The organism is Pseudomonas sp. LAMO17WK12:I1 (assembly GCF_900177315.1).
Classification (GTDB): domain Bacteria; phylum Pseudomonadota; class Gammaproteobacteria; order Pseudomonadales; family Pseudomonadaceae; genus Aquipseudomonas; species Aquipseudomonas marginalis.
On the sequence record NZ_FWZV01000008.1, the window covers coordinates 48,290 to 68,925 of the forward strand.

The 20,636-nt window shown below is 57.7% G+C and carries 19 protein-coding genes; 3 read left to right on the top strand and 16 right to left on the bottom strand.

The genetic code is table 11. From position 1 onward, the window contains the following. From tpiA to rlmE, 5 genes are all read right to left on the bottom strand, one after another. Positions 1-756 (bottom strand): triose-phosphate isomerase, encoded by a 756-nt coding sequence (gene tpiA / locus B9N88_RS16505; RefSeq protein ID WP_027605368.1) that lies wholly within the window; start codon positions 754-756, stop codon positions 1-3. Between the two features lie 66 nt (positions 757-822). After that, entirely contained in the window at positions 823-2,160 is a 1,338-nt protein-coding gene (glmM, locus tag B9N88_RS16510) for a phosphoglucosamine mutase (protein ID WP_027605367.1), read from the bottom strand. A gap of 16 nt (positions 2,161-2,176) precedes the next feature. After that, positions 2,177-3,028 carry a dihydropteroate synthase gene (folP, locus tag B9N88_RS16515; RefSeq protein WP_027605366.1) on the bottom strand — a complete coding sequence of 284 codons (852 nt, stop codon included), beginning with the start codon at positions 3,026-3,028 and terminating at the stop codon, positions 2,177-2,179. A gap of 8 nt (positions 3,029-3,036) precedes the next feature. Continuing rightward, a complete protein-coding gene (gene ftsH / locus B9N88_RS16520; RefSeq protein WP_027605365.1) occupies positions 3,037-4,947 on the bottom strand; it encodes an ATP-dependent zinc metalloprotease FtsH in 1,911 nt (636 codons plus the stop codon). Positions 4,948-5,147: 200 nt separating this feature from the next. Beyond that, the gene (gene rlmE / locus B9N88_RS16525; RefSeq protein WP_015885924.1) at positions 5,148-5,798 is read right to left on the bottom strand and encodes a 23S rRNA (uridine(2552)-2'-O)-methyltransferase RlmE; all 651 of its coding nucleotides are present in this window, start codon (positions 5,796-5,798) and stop codon (positions 5,148-5,150) included. Between the two features lie 105 nt (positions 5,799-5,903). Between rlmE and B9N88_RS16530 the strand changes: the two genes are divergently transcribed. Further along, entirely contained in the window at positions 5,904-6,212 is a 309-nt protein-coding gene (locus tag B9N88_RS16530) for a YhbY family RNA-binding protein (RefSeq protein WP_017139256.1), read from the top strand. A gap of 9 nt (positions 6,213-6,221) precedes the next feature. Here B9N88_RS16530 and B9N88_RS16535 read toward each other — a convergent pair whose 3' ends face one another. The 8 genes from B9N88_RS16535 to grpE form a co-directional block, all read right to left on the bottom strand. Next, positions 6,222-6,626: a hypothetical protein gene (locus B9N88_RS16535; RefSeq protein ID WP_027605364.1), complete on the bottom strand. Its 405-nt coding sequence runs from the start codon at positions 6,624-6,626 to the stop codon at positions 6,222-6,224. A 28-nt stretch (positions 6,627-6,654) separates the two neighbouring features. Beyond that, on the bottom strand, positions 6,655-7,131 hold the full coding sequence (greA, locus tag B9N88_RS16540) for a transcription elongation factor GreA (RefSeq protein WP_027605363.1): 477 nt from the start codon (positions 7,129-7,131) through the stop codon (positions 6,655-6,657). After that, positions 7,128-10,349, bottom strand: a complete 3,222-nt coding sequence (gene carB, locus B9N88_RS16545) for a carbamoyl-phosphate synthase large subunit (RefSeq protein ID WP_027605362.1) — start codon at positions 10,347-10,349, stop codon at positions 7,128-7,130. The genes greA and carB overlap by 4 nt, the downstream gene beginning before the upstream one ends. Positions 10,350-10,453: 104 nt before the next feature. Continuing rightward, positions 10,454-11,590 (bottom strand): glutamine-hydrolyzing carbamoyl-phosphate synthase small subunit, encoded by a 1,137-nt coding sequence (gene carA, locus B9N88_RS16550; protein ID WP_027605361.1) that lies wholly within the window; start codon positions 11,588-11,590, stop codon positions 10,454-10,456. Between the two features lie 259 nt (positions 11,591-11,849). Next, entirely contained in the window at positions 11,850-12,656 is an 807-nt protein-coding gene (gene dapB, locus B9N88_RS16555; protein WP_027605360.1) for a 4-hydroxy-tetrahydrodipicolinate reductase, read from the bottom strand. Positions 12,657-12,666: 10 nt separating this feature from the next. After that, complete coding sequence (gene dnaJ / locus B9N88_RS16560; RefSeq protein ID WP_027605359.1) at positions 12,667-13,788, bottom strand: molecular chaperone DnaJ; 1,122 nt, start codon at positions 13,786-13,788, stop codon at positions 12,667-12,669. Positions 13,789-14,106: 318 nt separating this feature from the next. Next, positions 14,107-16,020, bottom strand: a complete 1,914-nt coding sequence (gene dnaK / locus B9N88_RS16565; RefSeq protein WP_027605358.1) for a molecular chaperone DnaK — start codon at positions 16,018-16,020, stop codon at positions 14,107-14,109. A gap of 102 nt (positions 16,021-16,122) precedes the next feature. Continuing rightward, positions 16,123-16,683 carry a nucleotide exchange factor GrpE gene (gene grpE / locus B9N88_RS16570; protein WP_027605357.1) on the bottom strand — a complete coding sequence of 187 codons (561 nt, stop codon included), beginning with the start codon at positions 16,681-16,683 and terminating at the stop codon, positions 16,123-16,125. 254 nt (positions 16,684-16,937) lie between these two features. On the opposite strand from grpE, the gene recN reads away from it, so the two are divergent. Continuing rightward, positions 16,938-18,611, top strand: a complete 1,674-nt coding sequence (gene recN / locus B9N88_RS16575) for a DNA repair protein RecN (RefSeq protein ID WP_027605356.1) — start codon at positions 16,938-16,940, stop codon at positions 18,609-18,611. Between the two features lie 85 nt (positions 18,612-18,696). Here recN and fur read toward each other — a convergent pair whose 3' ends face one another. Then, positions 18,697-19,101, bottom strand: a complete 405-nt coding sequence (gene fur, locus B9N88_RS16580) for a ferric iron uptake transcriptional regulator (protein WP_010562662.1) — start codon at positions 19,099-19,101, stop codon at positions 18,697-18,699. Positions 19,102-19,199: 98 nt separating this feature from the next. Here fur and B9N88_RS16585 point away from each other — a divergent pair, with 98 nt between their 5' ends. Continuing rightward, entirely contained in the window at positions 19,200-19,727 is a 528-nt protein-coding gene (locus tag B9N88_RS16585) for an outer membrane protein assembly factor BamE (RefSeq protein WP_027605355.1), read from the top strand. Positions 19,728-19,789: 62 nt separating this feature from the next. Here the strand turns inward: B9N88_RS16585 and B9N88_RS16590 are convergent, their stop codons facing one another. Then, complete coding sequence (locus tag B9N88_RS16590) at positions 19,790-20,092, bottom strand: RnfH family protein (protein ID WP_027605354.1); 303 nt, start codon at positions 20,090-20,092, stop codon at positions 19,790-19,792. Next, the gene (locus B9N88_RS16595; protein WP_027605353.1) at positions 20,085-20,519 is read right to left on the bottom strand and encodes a type II toxin-antitoxin system RatA family toxin; all 435 of its coding nucleotides are present in this window, start codon (positions 20,517-20,519) and stop codon (positions 20,085-20,087) included. The genes B9N88_RS16590 and B9N88_RS16595 overlap by 8 nt, the downstream gene beginning before the upstream one ends. Between the last annotated feature and the right edge of the window lie 117 nt (positions 20,520-20,636).

The window sequence follows — 20,636 nt, forward strand, 5'->3', positions numbered from 1 at the left end:
TCAGTTTCCCGCGGCGCGACAAATCGCACCGAACTCATCTGCATTCAGGGAAGCTCCACCAATGAGCCCCCCATCGATATCCGGCATGCCGAACAGTTCGACCGCATTGGCCGCCTTCGCGCTGCCGCCGTATAGAAGCCGCACACCTTGTGCGACTTCAGAATTCTCTGCCGCCAACTGCGCGCGGATGGCTGCGTGCACATCCTGCGCCTGTTGCGGTGTAGCAGTCAGCCCGGTACCAATGGCCCAGACCGGCTCGTAAGCAATTACCGCCTTTGCGAACGCACCAACACCCAGCTCCTCGATGATGCTGCCAAGCTGACGCGAGACAACTTCAAGAGTCTTGCCCGATTCCCGCTGCTCAAGGGTCTCCCCAATACACAACACCGGAATCAAGCCACAAGCCTGCGCTGCTGCGAACTTGCGATTGAGTGTCCCATCACGCTCGCCCATCATCTGACGGCGCTCGGAGTGCCCGACAAGCACATAGGAACAACCCGCATCAACCAGCTGACTCGGTGCAATCTCACCGGTCAACGCACCTTGCATGGCTTCCACCGCAGAGTTCTGCGCGCCGACCTGAATCGACTTACCTTTCAAGCCATCCACCACTTGGGTGATATGCAAGCAAGGCGGGAACACCGCGATATCAACACCGCTAGGCAAGGCCAAGTGACGAAGGCCATTGATCAGCTCAGCGACACTGGCGCGGGTACCGTGCATCTTCCAGTTACCAGCTACCATAGTGCGACGCATGCTGTACCTCGTCGGTCAAAGTGGGCGCAGATGTTACCCAACCACATCATCACTGGCAAGCCGAATTCAGGCGCAAACTTCAGTTACCAGTTTTGCCAGGTCTTCGGCATGGCCGCGAACCTGTATTTCGTCGTCACCTTCGACCATGACGCGTACCAAAGGCTCTGTGCCGGACTTGCGTAGCAATACCCGTCCACGACCAGCCATTGCCAGGGTCGCGCGCTCACAAGCCTCTTTGACAGCAGGGTGCTCGATCGGGTTTTCCCCACCTGCGAAACGCACGTTCAGCAATACTTGCGGGCATTTGCGCAAAGCCTGACGCGCCTGGGCCAGGCTCTCTTCGCGGCGACGCAAAGCCAATAGCACCTGCAACGCCGCAATAATCGCGTCACCGGTGGTGGTGTGCTGGAAGCACACCACGTGCCCGGAGTTCTCACCACCTACCTGCCAGTTACGCTCCAGCAGCTCGGCGATCACATACCGGTCACCGACGTTGGCGCGAACAAAAGGAATACCCAGGTCTGCCAACGCCAACTCAAGCCCCAGGTTGCTCATCAGCGTACCGACGACACCGCCTTGCAGCTTGTTACGCTCATGCAGGTCGCGGGCAATGATGAACAACAGATCATCGCCGTCCACCACGGCACCCGTGTGGTCAACCATCAGCACGCGGTCGCCGTCACCGTCGAAGGCAATCCCGAGGTCGGCGTGCTCGGCCAGGACAGCGGCCTGCAACTGCTCCATATGGGTGGAGCCGCAGTTTTCGTTGATGTTCAATCCGTTGGGCTGAGCCGACAGCACTGTCACGTCTGCGCCAAGCTCCCTGAATACGCTTGGCGCGACTTTGTAGGTCGCACCATGGGCGCAGTCGACAACAACCTTCAGGCCGGCAAAATTGGTACTGGTAGGCACACTGCTCTTGCAGAACTCGATATAACGACCGGACGCGTCATTGATGCGCGACACCTTGCCCAGCTTGCTGGACTCGACCACGGTCATCGGCGCATCCAACAGCTCTTCGATCATCAACTCGATCTCATCCGGCAACTTGGTGCCCTGACCGGAGAAGAACTTGATGCCGTTGTCGTCATGTGGATTGTGCGAAGCACTGATCACAATACCGGCCTCAGCGTGAAAGGTACGCGTCAGGTATGCAATCGCGGGCGTCGGCATTGGCCCCAGCAACATCACATCGGCGCCTGCGGCGGATAAGCCGGCCTCAAGCGCTGATTCAAACATGTATCCCGAAATCCGGGTGTCCTTGCCCACCAGGATGCGGCACGCCCCCATGCTGCGGAAAGCCATACCAGCCGCCCATCCAAGCTTGAGCATGAAATCAGGAGTAATCGGAAACTCGCCGACCCGACCACGGATACCGTCGGTGCCAAAGTATTTTTTAGTCATAAGTGCTCCATCATTCTTATTCGGCTGATTCCACAGCTGCAATCATGCGTACCACATCCACGGTCTCAGCAACGTCATGCACACGCAAGATGCGCGCACCCTTGGTCACCGCGAGCGCCGCCAGTGCAAGACCGCCGTACAACCGCTCACCCACCGGACGGCTCAATGCCAGCCCTATCATGCTCTTGCGCGAAACACCGACCAACAGGGGCCGACCAAGGGCATGCAAGGACTCCATGTGTTTGAACAAACTCAAATTGTGTTGCAGGGTCTTGGCGAAACCAAACCCCGGATCAAGGATGATCCTTTCCGGCGCAATACCTACCGCGACGCACTGGGCAACGCGCTCGGAGAGAAAACCACTCACTTCACCAACCAGGTCATCATAGTGCGGGCTGTCCTGCATATTGCCGGGCTCACCCAGCATATGCATCAAACACACCGGCAAACCGGTGGCTGCGGCTGCATCCAGGGCACCGTCGCGCCGCAGGGACCGCACATCGTTGATCAAGCCGGCACCTAATCGCGCAGTCTCACGCATCACGGCCGGGGTGGAGGTATCAACCGAAATGATCACATCCAACTCTCGAGCGATGCGCTCGACAATCGGCGCCACGCGCTCCAACTCCTCCAGAGGAGAAACTGCGCGAGCACCAGGCCGAGTCGATTCACCGCCCACATCAATCAAGGTCGCGCCAGCCGCCACCATGGCTTCTGCGTGGCGCAATGCAGCATCAAGCTGGCTGAAGCGGCCACCATCGGAAAAGGAGTCAGGGGTTACATTAAGAATGCCCATGACATGCGTATGGGCCAAATCAAGAACCCGGTTGCCGCAAGGCAACCGGGGGGAGGACGGAGCAAAAGTCATTTCAAACCTTAATGGTCAGCTGCCGGGCCGCCGATTGGGGTTTCAGGGCGCTCGTTCTGAACCACTGGCGGGGTGCCCGAAGTACCCGAACCACCTTCCCAATCACGAGGCTCACGAGGCGCCCGACCGGCCATAATGTCGTCGATCTGGTCTGCGTCGATGGTCTCGTACTTCATCAGTGCATCAGCCATTGCATCAAGTTTGTCGCGATTATCCGTCAGGATCTGCTTGGCAGTGCCGTAGCACTGGTCAATGATACTGCGCACCTCAGAATCGATCAGCTTGGCTGTCTCACCGGAGAAACTGGCGTTTTGACCACCGCCGCCACGCCCCAGGAATACTTCACCTTCTTCTTCGGCATACATCAAAGGACCGAGTTTTTCCGACAAGCCCCACTTGGTCACCATGTTCCGCGCAATCTGGCTGGCGCGCATGATGTCGTTGGAAGCCCCAGTGGTCACGCCGTCGAAGCCCAAGGTCATTTCTTCAGCAATTCGACCGCCGTACAGCGAGCAGATCTGACTGATCAGCGCACGCTTGGAGAGGCTATAACGATCCTCCTCCGGCAGGAACATGGTGACACCCAACGCACGACCACGAGGAATAATCGACACTTTGTAGACCGGGTCATGCTCAGGCACGACGCGCCCCACAATGGCGTGGCCGGCTTCGTGATAAGCAGTGTTCTGCTTCTCTTTTTCGGACATGACCATGGATTTGCGCTCAGCGCCCATCATGATCTTGTCTTTCGCCAACTCGAACTCTTTCATTTCAACGATGCGCTTGCCGGTACGGGCTGCAAACAACGAAGCCTCGTTCACCAGGTTGGCCAGGTCAGCACCCGAGAACCCCGGGGTACCACGGGCAATCACAGCCGGTGCAACGTCGTCGCCCATTGGCACTTTGCGCATGTGCACTTTCAGGATTTGTTCGCGCCCACGGATGTCCGGCAGGCCAACCACCACCTGGCGGTCAAAGCGGCCTGGACGCAGCAGCGCAGGATCCAACACGTCCGGACGGTTGGTTGCCGCGATGACGATGATGCCGTCATTCATCTCGAAACCATCCATCTCGACCAGCAACTGGTTGAGGGTTTGCTCACGCTCATCATGACCACCGCCCATGCCAGCACCACGATGGCGACCAACGGCGTCGATTTCATCGATGAAGATGATGCATGGCGCATGCTTCTTGGCCTGTTCGAACATGTCGCGAACGCGGCTCGCACCGACACCGACGAACATTTCAACGAAGTCAGAACCGGAAATGGTGAAGAACGGTACCTTGGCTTCGCCGGCAATGGCCTTGGCCAGCAAGGTTTTACCGGTACCTGGAGGGCCGACCATCAGCACTCCGCGAGGAATACGGCCACCCAGGCGCTGGAATTTGCCTGGATCGCGCAAGAACTCAACCAACTCGCCGACTTCTTCCTTGGCTTCGTCGCAACCCGCTACGTCCGCCAGGGTAGTCTTTACCTGATCTTCAGAGAGCAGGCGCGCCTTACTCTTGCCGAAGCTCATCGGCCCGCCCTTGCCTCCCGCACCGCCTTGCATCTGGCGCATGAAGAACATGAACACGGCAATGATCACCAGGATCGGGAAGCTTGCCACCAGGAGTTGAGTCCAGATGCTCTGCTGCTCAGGCTGCTTGCCTTCGACAACCACGTGGTTATCCACCAGGTCGCCGATCAGACCGTTGTCCTGAATTGCCGGACGAATGGTCTTGAAGCTGTCGCCATCGTTGCGTTTGCCGGTGATCACGTAGCCATCAACCGCTACGCGCTCGACCTTGCCATCCTTAACTTGCTGGATGAAGTCGGAATAGTTGAGGGTCTGCGGCTCGTTAGGGCTGGAGAAGTTGTTCATCACCGTCACGAGGACAGCCGCGATGATCAACCACAGGATCAGATTCTTTGCCATATCGTTCAATTAACTACCCTCTGAAGCAAGCTCCGCTACTGGCGCGCGCTTCGCATGATATTCACCGGCCTAACTTACTACATTACCTACAACTCTGGCAGGCGCCGTCTGTAACCCTTTGTGAAACTTTGACTACACAATATTCGTAAAGCTTCGTGACGAAAGCGATATAAAAAAACCTATCGCCCTCCTCGAATTCCTCAAAAACGCTCTTCACTCGCCGCGCCTTCGACGCCACGGAAGCCGCGGCACAGCAGGTATTGCTCCCTGGACCGGTCCCGGGAAGAGTCTGGTTTACGCGTCTGCACCTTGTCGAACAATTTGCGGATGTTCTTGTGGTACTCGTCGAAACCCTCTCCCTGGAACACCTTCACCAGGAAATCGCCACCGGGACGCAACACCCGACCCGCCAAATCCAGCGCCAATTCGCAAAGGAACATGGCCCGCGGCATATCAACGGCCGGTAATCCACTCATATTGGGGGCCATGTCGGAAATCACAAGGTCTACCTGCGAATTTCCCACAGCCTCAAGGATCTGGGCGAGCACTGTGTCCTGGGTAAAGTCTCCATGAACAAAGGTCACATCCGGGATGCTGTCCATTTCCAGGATGTCGGAAGCAATCAGGCGACCTTGACCACCAATCAGACGACTGGTCACCTGGGACCAGCCACCGGGAGCCGCGCCAAGATCGATGACGCTCATGCCTGGACGAATCAACTTGTCCTTGTCCTGGATCTCCAACAGCTTGTAGCTGGCCCGGGAACGATAGCCATCCTTTTGCGCCTTTTTGACGTAAGGATCGTTGAAATGCTCTTGCAGCCACTTAAGGCTAGTTTTGGAACGGGCCACGGGCCACCTCGAAAATAAAACGGGTCGTGATTAACTGGGCGGTCCCGGACTCGCTCGGGTAAACTGGCCGCCGCTTTTTACAAGATCAGACGCAGGGGTCAGATTATGCCGCTCACTCAAGAGCAGAAGAAACAGTACAAATCCATTGGCCACCATCTGAAACCAGTTCTGATTGTGGCAGACAACGGTTTGACTGAAGGTGTGTTAGCCGAACTTGAACGCGCATTGGGCGATCACGAACTGATCAAGATCAAGGTCAACATCCTTGACCGCGAGGCGCGCCTGGCCGCCATTGCAGAACTGTGCAAGGTTGGCAAGGCGGACCTGGTTCAGGTCATCGGCAAGATGGCGCTGCTGTATCGCAAGAACTTCAGCGTCAACAAGCAACTGTCGAACGTACACCGCTTCAAGTAATACAAAGGGTCACGGGCGTGCTTCGCGCGCCCCGCCACTCCATCCCGGAGCAGGCTGTATAACCAGCACCAGGCCGGAGAACCCTAGCACAAGATAGCTGAATAGCTGCCAGCGCAACGCTTCCGGCAGCCAGACATGCACAATGCAATACATTGCACACGCATACAGCGCCATCAACAGCAGTTGGCCGCGAATATCCCGCCACAGACTCTCCAAGCCTTCAGCCTTGACCAGCACCAACGCCTGAAGCGCTACGCACGCCGCCGCGAAACCCACCAGCAGCGCACTCAGTAATCCATCGATTTCATCGATCAGCAACGGAGCCAGGCCAATCACGCCCAGCACCGGCAATACACCAAGATGTAACAACCATAGGCCGCCCACCCAAAGCATCTGGGCAAGCTGCCAAAGCATGGCGCCCGCACGAAGCGGGCGCCGCCTTTCAGATGTGACGAACTTCAACAATCTCGTACTCGATCACACCGCCTGGCGTTTTGACAGACACCACATCACCCTCTTCCTTGGCGATCAAGGCACGGGCCAGTGGTGAGCCGACGGAGATCTTGCCGAGCTTGAAGTCAGCCTCGTCCTCTCCCACGATGTGGTAGACCACGCTCTCGTCAGTCTCAACGTTGGCGATCTCCACGGTGGTACCGAAAATCACCTTGCCAGTGTGGGGAATAGTCGTGACGTCGATGATCACCGCATTCTGCAAACGGCCTTCGATATCACGGATCCGCGCTTCGACCATACCCTGCTGCTCACGAGCAGCGTGGTATTCGGCGTTTTCCTTCAGGTCACCCAGCTCGCGGGCCGTACCAATGTCCTGACTCAGCTTTGGACGTACGACCTTGGTCAGATGGGCGTGCTCCTCTTCCAGGGCCTTGGCACCCTGGACGGTCATTGGGTATTTGATCATGCCTTCAATCCTGCATGTAGATCCTGCAAGCGACGCACGGTCTTTTCCGGACCGAACTTGAGCGCTTCGCAGATAGCTTCGCCAGCAGCAATAGTGGTGGTGCAGTAGATCTTGTGCTGCAAGGCATTACGGCGAATGGAGTAGGAATCCGCGATCGACTGGCGACCTTCGGTGGTGTTGATGATCAGCGTGACTTCATCATTCTTGATCATGTCGACCACATGCGGACGGCCTTCCGTCACCTTGTTCACGCGGCGCACTTTCAAGCCGGCCGCTTCGATCAGCTTGGCGGTCCCGGCAGTTGCCACGATTTCAAAGCCCAAGTTGATCAGATCACGGGCCACGCCTGCAACCAGCGGCTTGTCATCATCACGCACGCTGATAAATGCAGTACCGCCGGTCGGCAGCACTTCGCTGGCGCCCATCTGGGCCTTGGCGAATGCTTCACCGAAGGTGTCGCCCACGCCCATCACTTCACCGGTGGACTTCATCTCCGGACCGAGGATCGGGTCCACACCAGGGAATTTGGCAAATGGGAACACTGCCTCTTTCACACTGTAGAAGTTCGGAATGATTTCCTTGGTGAAGCCAATTTCCTTCAGGGTCTTACCCGCCATCACACGCGCAGCGATCATGGCCAGGGACACGCCGATGCACTTGGAAACGAACGGCACGGTACGCGAAGCACGCGGGTTGACTTCAATGACGTAGATGTCTTCGCCCTGCAGCGCCAACTGTACGTTCATCAGGCCGACAACACCCAACTCCAAGGCCATTTTCTTGACCTGCTCGCGCATCTCGTCCTGGATATGTGCAGGCAACGAATACGGCGGCAGCGAGCACGCGGAGTCACCGGAGTGAACGCCCGCCTGCTCGATGTGCTGCATGATCGCGCCGATGACCACGTCGGTACCGTCGCAAACTGCATCCACGTCCATTTCGATGGCGCAGTTGAGGAAGTGGTCCAGCAGCACCGGGCTGTCGTTGGACACTTTTACCGCATCACGCAGGTAACGCTTGAGCTCTTCTTCTTCGTAGACGATTTCCATCGCCCGGCCGCCCAGCACGTAGGATGGACGCACCACCAGCGGGTAGCCGATCTTGCTGGCTGCACGGATGGCCTCGTCTTCGCTGCGCACGGTAGCGTTTGGCGGCTGGCGCAGGTTCAGGCGCTCAACCATTTGCTGGAAGCGCTCACGATCTTCGGCACGGTCGATGGCGTCAGGGCTCGTGCCGATGATTGGCACGCCGGCGGCCTCAAGGGCACGCGCCAGTTTCAGCGGGGTTTGGCCGCCGTACTGGACGATCACGCCTTTGGGCTTCTCGACGCGACAGATTTCCAACACGTCTTCCAACGTTACCGGCTCGAAGTACAGGCGGTCGGAAGTGTCGTAGTCAGTGGAAACAGTTTCCGGGTTGCAGTTGACCATGATGGTCTCGTACCCGTCTTCGCGCAGCGCGAGGGCGGCATGTACGCAGCAATAGTCGAATTCGATGCCTTGGCCGATACGGTTCGGACCACCACCCAGGATGATAATCTTGTCGCGGCCCGACGGCGCGGCCTCGCACTCTTCCTCGTAGGTGGAGTACAGGTACGCAGTGTCGGTGGCGAACTCGGCAGCACAGGTGTCAACGCGCTTGTAGACCGGGAAGATCTCCAGCTTGTGGCGATGCGTGCGCAGGTTTTTCTCGGTCACACCCAGCAGCTTGGCCAGGCGCTGGTCGGAGAAGCCTTTGCGCTTGAGGCGGAACATCATGTCGCGATCGATGCTGGCCAGACCCAGGGTCTTGACCTTCTCCTCTTCCTTGATCAGATCTTCGATCTGCACCAGGAACCACGGATCGATCATGTTCATGCCGAAGATGTCTTCGACAGTCATGCCGGCGCGGAAGGCGTCAGCCACATACCAGATACGCTCGGCGCCCGGCACGGTCAGCTCGCGCTTGAGGATGCTCATGCTTTCCGGATTGCTCAGGTCGAGCTTCTCGTCCAGGCCGCAAACGCCCACTTCCAGGCCACGCAGGGCTTTCTGCAGGGACTCCTGGAAGGTTCGGCCGATGGCCATGACTTCACCCACCGACTTCATCTGGGTGGTCAGGCGCGCGTCGGCTTTGGCGAACTTCTCGAAGGCAAAGCGTGGCAGCTTGGTCACGACATAGTCGATGGACGGTTCGAAGGACGCCGGCGTAGCGCCGCCCGTGATTTCGTTTTGCAGTTCGTCCAGGGTGTAACCGATAGCCAGCTTGGCGGCGATACGCGCAATCGGGAAGCCGGTCGCTTTCGATGCCAGCGCCGAAGAACGCGATACACGCGGGTTCATCTCGATCACGACCATGCGGCCGGTGTCCGGGCAGATACCGAACTGAACGTTGGAGCCACCGGTTTCAACGCCGATCTCACGCAATACCGCCAACGAGGCGTTACGCATGATCTGGTATTCCTTGTCCGTCAGGGTCTGCGCCGGAGCAACGGTGATCGAGTCACCGGTGTGCACACCCATCGGGTCGAAGTTTTCGATGGAGCAGACGATGATGCAATTGTCCTTTTTGTCACGGACAACCTCCATCTCATACTCTTTCCAGCCAATCAGGGATTCGTCGATCAGCAGCTCTTTGGTCGGAGACAGGTCCAGGCCACGGGCGCAGATTTCTTCGAACTCTTCACGGTTGTAGGCAATGCCACCACCGGTGCCGCCCATGGTGAAGGACGGACGGATAATGCACGGGAAGCCCAGCTTTTCGAGAACTGCGTTGGCCTCCTCCATGCTGTGGGCGATACCGGAGCGCGGGCAGTCAAGGCCGATGGACTTCATGGCCTTGTCGAAGCGCGAACGGTCTTCAGCCTTGTCGATGGTGTCGGCATTGGCGCCGATCATCTCTACGCCGAATTTTTCCAGGACGCCTTCGCGCTCCAGATCCAGGGCGCAGTTCAATGCAGTCTGGCCGCCCATGGTCGGCAGCAGTGCGTCCGGACGCTCTTTCTCGATGATCTTGGCAACCGTCTGCCACTTGATCGGCTCGATGTAGGTAGCGTCGGCCATGTCCGGATCGGTCATGATGGTGGCCGGGTTGGAGTTCACCAGGATGACGCGGTAACCCTCTTCGCGCAGGGCTTTGCAGGCCTGGGCGCCGGAGTAGTCGAATTCGCAGGCCTGGCCGATAACGATCGGGCCAGCGCCGAGAATCAGGATGCTTTTTATGTCTGTACGTTTTGGCATGGGTTTGTCACTCAAATCCGCAGGTCAGTCGGCAAGCCGTCTTGAACAATCTTCGAAGAGCCTGCAGGGGCCGCCAAGGTAGGGGCCGCCCGCAGGCCGCTCAGTCAGCGTCGCTTGGCCATCTCATTGATGAAACGGTCGAACAGCGGTGCTACGTCGTTCGGGCCCGGGCTTGCTTCAGGGTGGCCCTGGAAGCTGAACGCGCTCTTGTCAGTACGCTCGATACCCTGCAGGGAACCGTCGAACAACGACTTGTGAATCGCGCGGACATTGCTCGGCAAGGTCGCTTCATCCACCGCAAAACCGTGGTTCTGGCTGGTGATCATCACAACGCCGGTGTCCAGGTCCTGCACAGGGTGGTTGGCGCCGTGATGGCCATGACCCATTTTCAGGGTCTTGGCGCCGGAGGCCAGCGCCAGCAGTTGGTGACCGAGGCAGATACCAAATACCGGAATCTCGGTTTCCAGCACTTCCTTGATGGCCTGGATGGCGTAGTCACAAGGCTCAGGATCACCCGGGCCGTTGGACAGGAACACGCCGTCAGGTTGCAGGGCCAGCACGTCGCTGGCAGGCGTTTGCGCCGGCACCACGGTCACGCGGCACCCACGCTCGACCAGCATACGCAGGATGTTGTACTTGACGCCGTAGTCGTATGCGACCACGTGATACGGCAGGTCAGCCGCTTCGATAGTCTCGTGGCTGTCGGTCTTCAAGTCCCAGACAGTGGAGCGCCACTCGTACTGCTCCTTGGTGCTGACGACTTTCGCCAGGTCCATGCCTTTCAGGCCTGGGAAGCCTTGCGCTGCAGCAATCGCCGCTGCTTCGGAAATATTGTCACCGACCATGATGCAGCCATTCTGCGAGCCCTTTTCACGCAGGATGCGCGTCAGGCGGCGCGTATCGATACCGGCGATCGCCACAACGTTGTTGGCTTTCAGGTAATCGGACAGCGACATCGTGTTACGCCAGTTGCTCGCAACCAGTGGCAGATCACGAATGACCAGACCTGCCGACCAGACACGATCAGACTCAACGTCTTCCGGCGTAGTACCGGTGTTGCCGATGTGCGGATAGGTCAGGGTAACGATCTGTTGGGCGTAGGAAGGATCGGTAAGGATTTCCTGATAGCCGGTCATGGCGGTGTTAAACACCACCTCTCCAACGGTTTGACCGTCGGCTCCAATGGCTTCGCCGCGAAAAATGCTGCCATCAGCAAGGGCGAGTATGGCTGGCTTAGTCAAGAAGACCTCCCGTAAATAAAGCCTGAAAGGGCGATCGCAGGTTGTAAAAAAGCGGAGTGACGTATGGACACGTCACCCCGCTTCTTCACTGAATTATTCTGCGCGCTTTTAGTGGACACACTAAAGCTGTAGCTTACAGAAAAAGGCTTTTTTGGTCCACCGCTAATGAGCCTTAAAGGCAGGAGAATGCGACAGGACGTCGCTTAGCGGGTAAAAACGGGGCCTTAGGATAATCCCGAGGCCCGGTTTTAGCTACTGCTTAGTGCAGATCCAACACATCGCGCATGTCGTACAGACCAGCCTCGCGACCTTCCAACCAGAGCGCGGCACGCACCGCGCCCTTGGCGAATGTCATGCGGCTCGAAGCCTTGTGGGTAATTTCCAGGCGCTCACCCTCGGTAGCAAACAAGACCGTGTGGTCGCCTACGACATCACCGCCACGGACGGTCGCAAAACCAATGGTGTCACGCGCACGCGCACCGGTATGCCCTTCGCGACCGTAAACCGCCACTTTGGACAGGTCACGCCCCAGCGCGTCGGCAATAGCCTCACCCATGCGCAGTGCGGTACCCGACGGCGCATCGATCTTGTGGCGGTGATGCGTCTCGATAATCTCGATATCCGCCTCATCCCCCAGCACCCGCGCCGCCATATCCAGCAACTTGAGCGACAGATTCACGCCGACACTGAAGTTGGCTGCGAAGACGACGGGAATATCCTTACCCGCCTCCTCCAACAACTGCTTCTGCTGCGCAGTCAAACCCGTGGTACCAATCACCATCGCCTTGCCCGCCTTGCGGCAGAACGCGAGGTTTTTCAGCATCACTTCCGGCAGGGTGAAGTCGATCAGCACATCGAATTCGTCAGCCACCTGCTCCAGGCTGCCTGACAATGAGACACCGATACGCCCCAGCGAAGCCAACTCACCCGCATCCGCACCGATCAACGTGCTACCGGGACGAACAATCGCCGCGGTCAGCCCAGAGGCCGGGGAGCGCTGCTGCACCGCCTCGACCAGCGTCTTGCCCATGCGCCCGGCAGCGCCCATTACGGCTATACGTCGCATACTCACTTCCTTACAGGTCGCCGAAGAAGCGCTTCACGCCTTCGAAAAAGCCAGTGGTTTTCGGCGAATGCGTGTCATCGCCCTCCAGCGAACTGCGGAATTCCTCAAGCAATTCACGCTGACGGCGCCCCAGATTGACCGGAGTCTCCACGGCCACACGACACATCAAGTCGCCAGCACCGCCACCGCGCACCGGCGCTACGCCCTTGCCACGAATACGGAACTGCTTGCCGGTCTGCGTACCTTCAGGGATCTTGAGCTTGACCCGACCGTCCAGGGTCGGGATCTCCAATTCGCCACCCAGGGCTGCATCGACAAAGCTGATCGGCACTTCACAGAACAAGTGCTTGCCGTCGCGCTGGAAGATCGAGTGCTCGCGCACATTGATCACCACGTACAGGTCGCCCGTAGGACCGCCCTGGGTACCGGCCTCACCCTCACCCGACAGACGAATACGGTCTCCGGTATCGACTCCCGCCGGCACTTTCACCGCCAGGGTCTTGTACTCTTCGACGCGGCCTTCGCCGTGGCAGGAATCGCACGGATCGGAAATGATCTTGCCCTGCCCATGGCAACGCGGACAGGTCTGCTGCACCGAGAAGAAACCCTGCTGCATACGCACCTGGCCGATACCGCCGCATGTCGGGCAAGTAATCGGCGCGGAACCTTTCTTGGCACCCGAACCATCACACGGCTTGCAGTTAACCAGCGTCGGTACGCGAATATTGACGCTGGTGCCGCGTACAGCTTCTTCCAGGTTCAGCTCCAGGGTGTAACGCAAGTCGCTGCCACGCTGGGCACCGCCACGCTGACCACCCCGGCCACCACCAAAGAAGTCACTGAATACATCACCGAAAATATCGGAGAAGTTCTGACCGCCAAAACCGGCACCGCCGCCCATGCTCGGGTCGACACCGGCATGTCCATACTGGTCGTAGGCCGCACGCTTGTTGGGATCAGACAAACATTCGTAAGCCTCGTTGGCCTCTTTGAACATGTCTTCGGATTCTTTGCTATCCGGATTACGGTCCGGGTGGTGCTTCATTGCCAGGCGACGGTAAGCCTTTTTCAGGTCCGCCTCGCTGGAGCCGCGCTCCACACCCAACACTTCGTAATAGTCACGCTTTGCCATAAGTCTTTGCACTCTTAAGGACGTCCAGCCAGACCCTCCTGAGCCTGGCTAAACTCGTTGAGCCCCAATACAGGCCCGGACCCAACTCACGTCAATTCAACGATCCTGGTCGTTACTACTTTTTAGCCAGGGACCCGGCCAAAAACGCGGTATTCATTGCTCGGAAAGCAGGAGCATCCCCGATCACACCGCCAACATCCGAACACAGTCGCATGCTGTAAAAATTCGCATACCCCAGACACGCCAACGCGGGAGCAAGCTCCCGCGCGGCGACATCCTACCAGTCACCGCTTGATAGCGGTCAACCGGACGACCAACTTACTTCTTGTCGGTAACTTCTTCGAACTCGGCATCGACAACATCGTCTTTAGCTTCTGGCTCTGCCTGTTGAGCAGCACCGTCAGCCGGCTGAGCCTGTTCGGCGTACATTTTCTGAGCCACTGGCGCGGAAACTTTCGACAACTCTTCAACCTTGGCTTCAATGGCAGCCTTGTCGTCGCCTTTGACAGCGGCTTCCAGGGCAACTACAGCAGCTTCGATCGCGGCCTTCTCTTCAGCGGTCACTTTCTCGCCAGCATCAGCGATCATTTTGCGTGTCGAGTGAACCAGTGCGTCGCCCTGGTTACGGGCACCTGCCAACTCTTCGAACTTCTTGTCAGCTTCAGCATTGGTTTCAGCATCACGGATCATCTGTTGAATTTCTTCATCAGAAAGACCGGAGTTGGCCTTGATGGTGATCTTCTGCTCTTTGCCGGTAGCCTTGTCTTTCGCACCTACGTGCAGAATGCCGTTGGCGTCGATGTCGAAGGTCACTTCGATCTGTGGCACGCCACGTGGTGCTGGTGGAATCTCAGCCAGGTCGAACTTGCCCAGGGACTTGTTCTGAGCAGCCTGCTTACGCTCACCTTGCAGCACGTGAATGGTCACAGCACCCTGGTTGTCATCAGCCGTCGAGAACACCTGGGATTTCTTGGTAGGAATCGTGGTGTTTTTCTCGATCAGCGCAGTCATCACGCCACCCATGGTTTCGATACCCAGGGTCAGCGGGCTTACGTCCAGCAGCAACACGTCTTTCACGTCACCGGCCAATACCGCGCCCTGGATGGCAGCACCCATGGCAACCGCTTCGTCCGGGTTCACATCTTTACGTGCTTCTTTGCCGAAGAACTCGGTAACCAACTTCTGAACCAGTGGCATACGGGTCTGACCGCCTACCAGGATCACGTCGTTGATCGCACCAACATCAATACCGGAGTCTTTCAGCGCAATGCGGCATGGCTCGATAGTGCGTTGAACCAGGTCTTCGACCAGCGCTTCCAACTTGGCGCGAGAAATCTTCACGTTCAAGTGCTTAGGACCGGTGGCGTCTGCGGTGATGTACGGCAGGTTAACGTCGGTCGACTGAGCAGAAGACAGCTCGATCTTGGCTTTTTCAGCAGCCTCTTTCAGGCGCTGCATCGCCAGCGGGTCACCCTTGAGGTTCATGCCGCTTTCTTTCTTGAATTCGTCAACGAGGTAGTCGATCAGACGAATGTCAAAGTCCTCACCACCCAGGAAGGTGTCGCCGTTGGTGGCCAACACTTCGAACTGGTGCTCGCCGTCTACTTCAGCGATCTCGATCACGGAAACGTCGAACGTACCGCCACCCAGGTCATAAACGATCACGGTGTGATCGCCCTTGGCCTTGTCCATACCGTAAGCCAGAGCAGCTGCGGTCGGTTCGTTGATGATACGTTTTACATCCAGGCCCGCGATGCGGCCGGCGTCTTTGGTCGCCTGGCGCTGGCTGTCGTTGAAATAGGCTGGAACGGTGATCACCGCCTCAGTCACTGTCTCACCCAGGTAATCTTCGGCAGTCTTCTTCATCTTCTTCAAGATTTCAGCCGAGATTTGCGGTGGCGACATTTTCTGGCCATTTACTTCAACCCAGGCGTCACCGTTGTCAGCCTTGGCGATCTTGTAAGGGACCATTTTGATGTCTTTTTGTACGACTTCTTCGTCGAACTTACGACCGATCAGGCGCTTCACCGCGTACAGGGTGTTATGCGGGTTGGTCACAGCCTGGCGCTTGGCCGACTGGCCAACGAGGATTTCACCATCGTTGGCGTAAGCGATGATCGACGGCGTGGTACGCGCGCCTTCGGCGTTTTCGATTACTTTTGCAACGCCGTTTTCCAACACGGAGACGCAGGAGTTGGTGGTCCCCAGGTCAATACCGATAATTTTGCCCATGATTTACTCTCCCGAAACTTGAATTTGGTTGCCGCAGCAGTGGTGGCTAACTGCGGTAGCACTTAAACGCTTGACTTATAAATGGGGGCCTTGCGGCGGATTTCAAGCCTGCTCATCAATAGAAGGTGCAACGGGTGCAGGAGCCTTGCTCACCACCACCATTGCAGGGCGCAACAGGCGACCGTTGAGCTGATAGCCCTTCTGGAACACTTTCAACACACTATTGGGCTCGAGGTCGTGGCTTTCTTGCATGGCCATGGCCTGGTGAAGCTCAGCGCTGAACGGTTCGCCGCCTTGCGGATCAATGGCTTCCAGCTGATAACGCTTCAGGGTGTCCTGAAACATTTTCAGGGTCAGTTCGATCCCTTCGCGCATCGGGCGGATGTTTTCGTCATCCGGGTTGGACAACTCGAGGCCACGCTCCAGACTGTCAATAATTGGCAGCAAGTCGCCCGCGAACTTCTCCAGCCCGAACTTGTGAGCTTTTTCTACGTCCTGCTCGGCACGGCGGCGGACGTTCTGCAGATCGGCGGCAACACGCAAAGACTGATCCTGCGCAGCGGCCAACTGCTCTTCGAGCACTTGCACACGAGTTGCCAGTTCATCACCGACAGCCGAATTGGCGTCCGGAGTTTGCGTATCCTGCGTCTGTTCGTCAGCCATAGATTTCTCCTTTCAAAATCATGCGCGAACTCAACTCGCGCTTCTGTTCCGGTATATGGGGCCACAATTTCCAGGTTCAAGGGTGCAGGCTCTACCAAAAGTCTTTCGCCTGCCCCAGATCAACTTCGGCCCGATCATTCTCCTTTGCACTAAAAAAGCTGAACGACCGAGCAAATTGAGCTAAGCATCAGGATTGTCAGCCCAGAACAAAACACTGTATAAATAACCAGACCTAAAGCCTGGGAGCGGCCGTCATGCTCGTGCACCTGTCTGTACACAACTACGCCATCGTTGAACATCTGGATCTCGAACTGGATCGCGGGATGAGCGTAATCACAGGCGAAACCGGCGCCGGCAAGTCGATCATGCTCGACGCCCTGGGCCTGACCCTGGGCGACCGCGCCGACAGTGGCGTGGTGCGCCCGGGCGCGGACAAGGCCGACATTCTGGCCACCTTCGACCTCGCGGACATCCCCGAAGCCGAAGCCTGGCTGGTCGAGCGCGACCTTAATAACGACGGCCCGTGCATCCTGCGCCGAGTCATCACCGCCGAGGGGCGCTCGCGCGGCTACATCAATGGAACCCCCTGCCCCCTTGGCGACCTGAAGGCCCTGGGTGAACTGCTGATTGACATCCATAGCCAGCATGAACACCAATCCCTGCTCAAAACCGACACCCATCGCCGCCTGCTTGACGAGTACGCTGGCGCCACCGACCTTGCCCGGCAGGTACAACTGGCTGCCCAGCGCTGGCGCCAGACCCGACAGGAGCTGGAGCGACTGTCCAATTCCGGTGACGAGCAACGCGCTCGCCATCAATTGCTCAGCTATCAGCTTGAAGAGCTGGAAAGCCTGGGTCTGGGCGAAACCGAGCTGGAACAACTGGAACAGGAACACAAGAACCTCACCAACGCCGAAACCCTGCTGTCTATCTGCCGCCAGGTGGTGGAGCAATGCAGCGAGAGCGATTCCGGCAATGTGCTCAACGCACTCACCGCCAGCCTCAACCGACTGTCCAGCGTTAACAGCGCTTCGGGCTCACTGAGTGAAGCCACCACCCTGCTGACCAGTGCGCAAATCCAGGTAGAAGAAGCCGTCGGCGAACTCAATCGCTTTCTCGATCATTTCGACGCCGACCCGGCGCGACTGCAGGAAATAGAAGAGCGCCTGGACACCATCTATACGCTGGCGCGCAAACATCGAATCCAGCCCACCGAAGTGGCAACCATGCAGCAGAAACTGCTGGATGAAATCGAGACCCTGAACGCGAATGACGAATCCATTGAGCGACTGGGCGAAGAGCTCGGCTCTTTTGCCCGCCACTATCAGGAGAAAGCCCGCGAACTGAGCGATCTGCGCAAACAGGCTGCGACCAGCCTCGCTGGCGCCGTCGAGCAGGAAATTCAGCGCCTGGGCATGCCGGGCGGGCGCTTTACCATCGAGTTGCGCACCAACGCCAGCAATGAGCTGCAGCCCTACGGCCTGGAGCAGGTAGAACTACTGGTCAGCGCCAACCCGGGGCAACCGCTCAAGGCACTGGCAAAAGTGGCGTCTGGTGGCGAGCTCTCGCGAATCAGCCTGGCGATCCAAGTGATTACCGCGCAAACCTCACGGGTACCGACACTGGTGTTCGATGAAGTAGACGTAGGTATCGGTGGCCCCACGGCGGAAATTGTGGGTCAGTTACTGCGCCGCCTGGGGGATCGCGGCCAGGTGCTGACCGTCACTCACTTGCCGCAAGTCGCGGCCCAAGGGCATCAACACTTGTTTGTGCACAAGGTCAGAGGCAGCGAAGCGACACACACGGCAGTATCCAAACTGAACAAGTCGGAGCGCGTGGAAGAAGTGGCACGGATGCTCGGCGGGATCGACCTGACCAAAGAGTCTTTGGCACACGCGAAGAAAATGGTCGTAGCCACCAAGGCCTGAGCCGAGCTTTTCCTTATTATAGAAAGCACGAAGGCGACCCTAGGGTCGCCTTCGATCGTTTCGCAGAGCAATTCTGCGTCGCTTTTTACTTTTTCTTACGGATGTACAACACAAGATTGTGGTCGACCAAATCGAAACCATGCTCCTCAGCAATTTCGTGCTGGAGCTTTTCGATTGCCGGGCTGGTGAACTCGATAACCTCATTGGTATCCAGGTCAACCATGTGGTCGTGATGACCACCGTCAGCCAATTCGAACACAGCATGACCGCCGTCGAAATTATGACGAACCACCAGCCCTGCGGCTTCAAACTGGGTCAGTACACGGTAAACCGTGGCCAGGCCGACGTCCTCGTTAGACTCCATCAGCGCCTTGTAAACATCCTCGGCACTCATGTGGCGCTGCTCAGCAGAATCGAGCATTTGTAGAATCTTGACTCGTGGCAGAGTCACTTTAAGACCGGCTTTGCGTAGTTCGCTATTTTCAACCATGGTTAGCTTTCTCGCGGATGCTGCTTCGCAGCTTCTCTTAATACGGGTATGATCGGCGTTTACGTTGTCCCAGCCAAGATAGTGGAAGTCGCCCACCGATGCAAAACACCAAGCTCTTGCTAACCAGTTTCACCTTTGTGGGACTGCTCGCACTCGCCGGTTGTTCATTCCCCGGGGTTTACAAAATCGACATCCAGCAGGGCAATGTCGTCACGCAGGACATGATAGACCAGTTACGCCCGGGAATGACCCGACGGCAAGTACGGTTTATCATGGGCAACCCCCTGCTGACCGACACTTTCCACGCCGATCGCTGGGATTATCTCTACAGCCTGCAGCCTGGTGGCGGTGAACGCCAACAGGAGCGTGTCAGCGTCATTTTCAATGGCAATGACCAGCTTGTCAGCCTGTCGGGTGACTTCATGCCAGGCGTAAGCCGTGATCAAGCGCTGCTCGGCAACGATAACGGCACAAACGTGACTGCACCTGTGCAGGAAAGCGAGAAGCCGAAGTCCGAAGTACCGGCCAAGCCAGGCTCCTTGCTCGACAAGATCCAGAAAGACGTCGACGGGGTCGAAACGGTCCCGGTCCCGACGCCTCAGCCTCTGGACACCAGCCCGCAGTAACATTGCGGCGCATATAAAAAGCCCGGCATGCCGGGCTTTTTGCTGCCTGTCATTCAGCCAGCCTATGGATGCTGCCGCTTCGCCAACGCCGCCTTGGCAGCACGCAGCCTGCGCACTTCTTTAGGGTCCACAAGCAAGGGCCGATAGATTTCAATGCGATCGCCCGATTGTGCGGGGCGCACCTCCGCATCCGTGACGACCTTACCGAATACCCCCAAGGGGCAAGCAGCCAGATCCAGCTCAGGAAACTGCATAGCCATCCCTGACAATTGCACGGCTGCACGCAGACTGGTTCCCGAAGCCACCGTCAGCGCCAGCAGAACCTGGCGATCCTCGGCGGCATAAACCACCTCGACCTCAACCATGCAATTGCTTGGCTCGCTGACAGAATGCATCCACCAGGGTATTGGCCGCCTGATTGAACAACGGCCCCAATGTGGCCCGCACAATCGGCCCAGCGTAATCAAACGACAAATCCAGGCTGATCTTGCAGGCCTTGTCGGTAAGCGCCTTGAAAACCCATACACCATGCAGCTGGGTAAACGGCCCTTCCTGCAAATTCATTTCAATGGACTTGCCCGGCACCAGCGCATTCCGCGTAACAAAGTGCTGACTGAGCCCGCCTTTCGCCACCCCAACACTGGCAACCATATGTTCATCACTGCTTTCCAGCACCTCGGCAGTTGAGCACCAAGGCAGGAATTCCGGGTAACGCGCCACGTCGTTGACCAGGTCATAGAGCGCCTGCGCCGGATAGGGCAACAGGGCCGAACGTTGAATATGCGTCGTCATGTGTGCGTGATTTCCACAGCTGAGCGGCAAACATCGCGAAACAACAGTCCGATCCGCGAAAGAAAAAAACCAAAGAACTGCCGGTATTGTCCGGGATTCGACCAACACGCTCAAGCA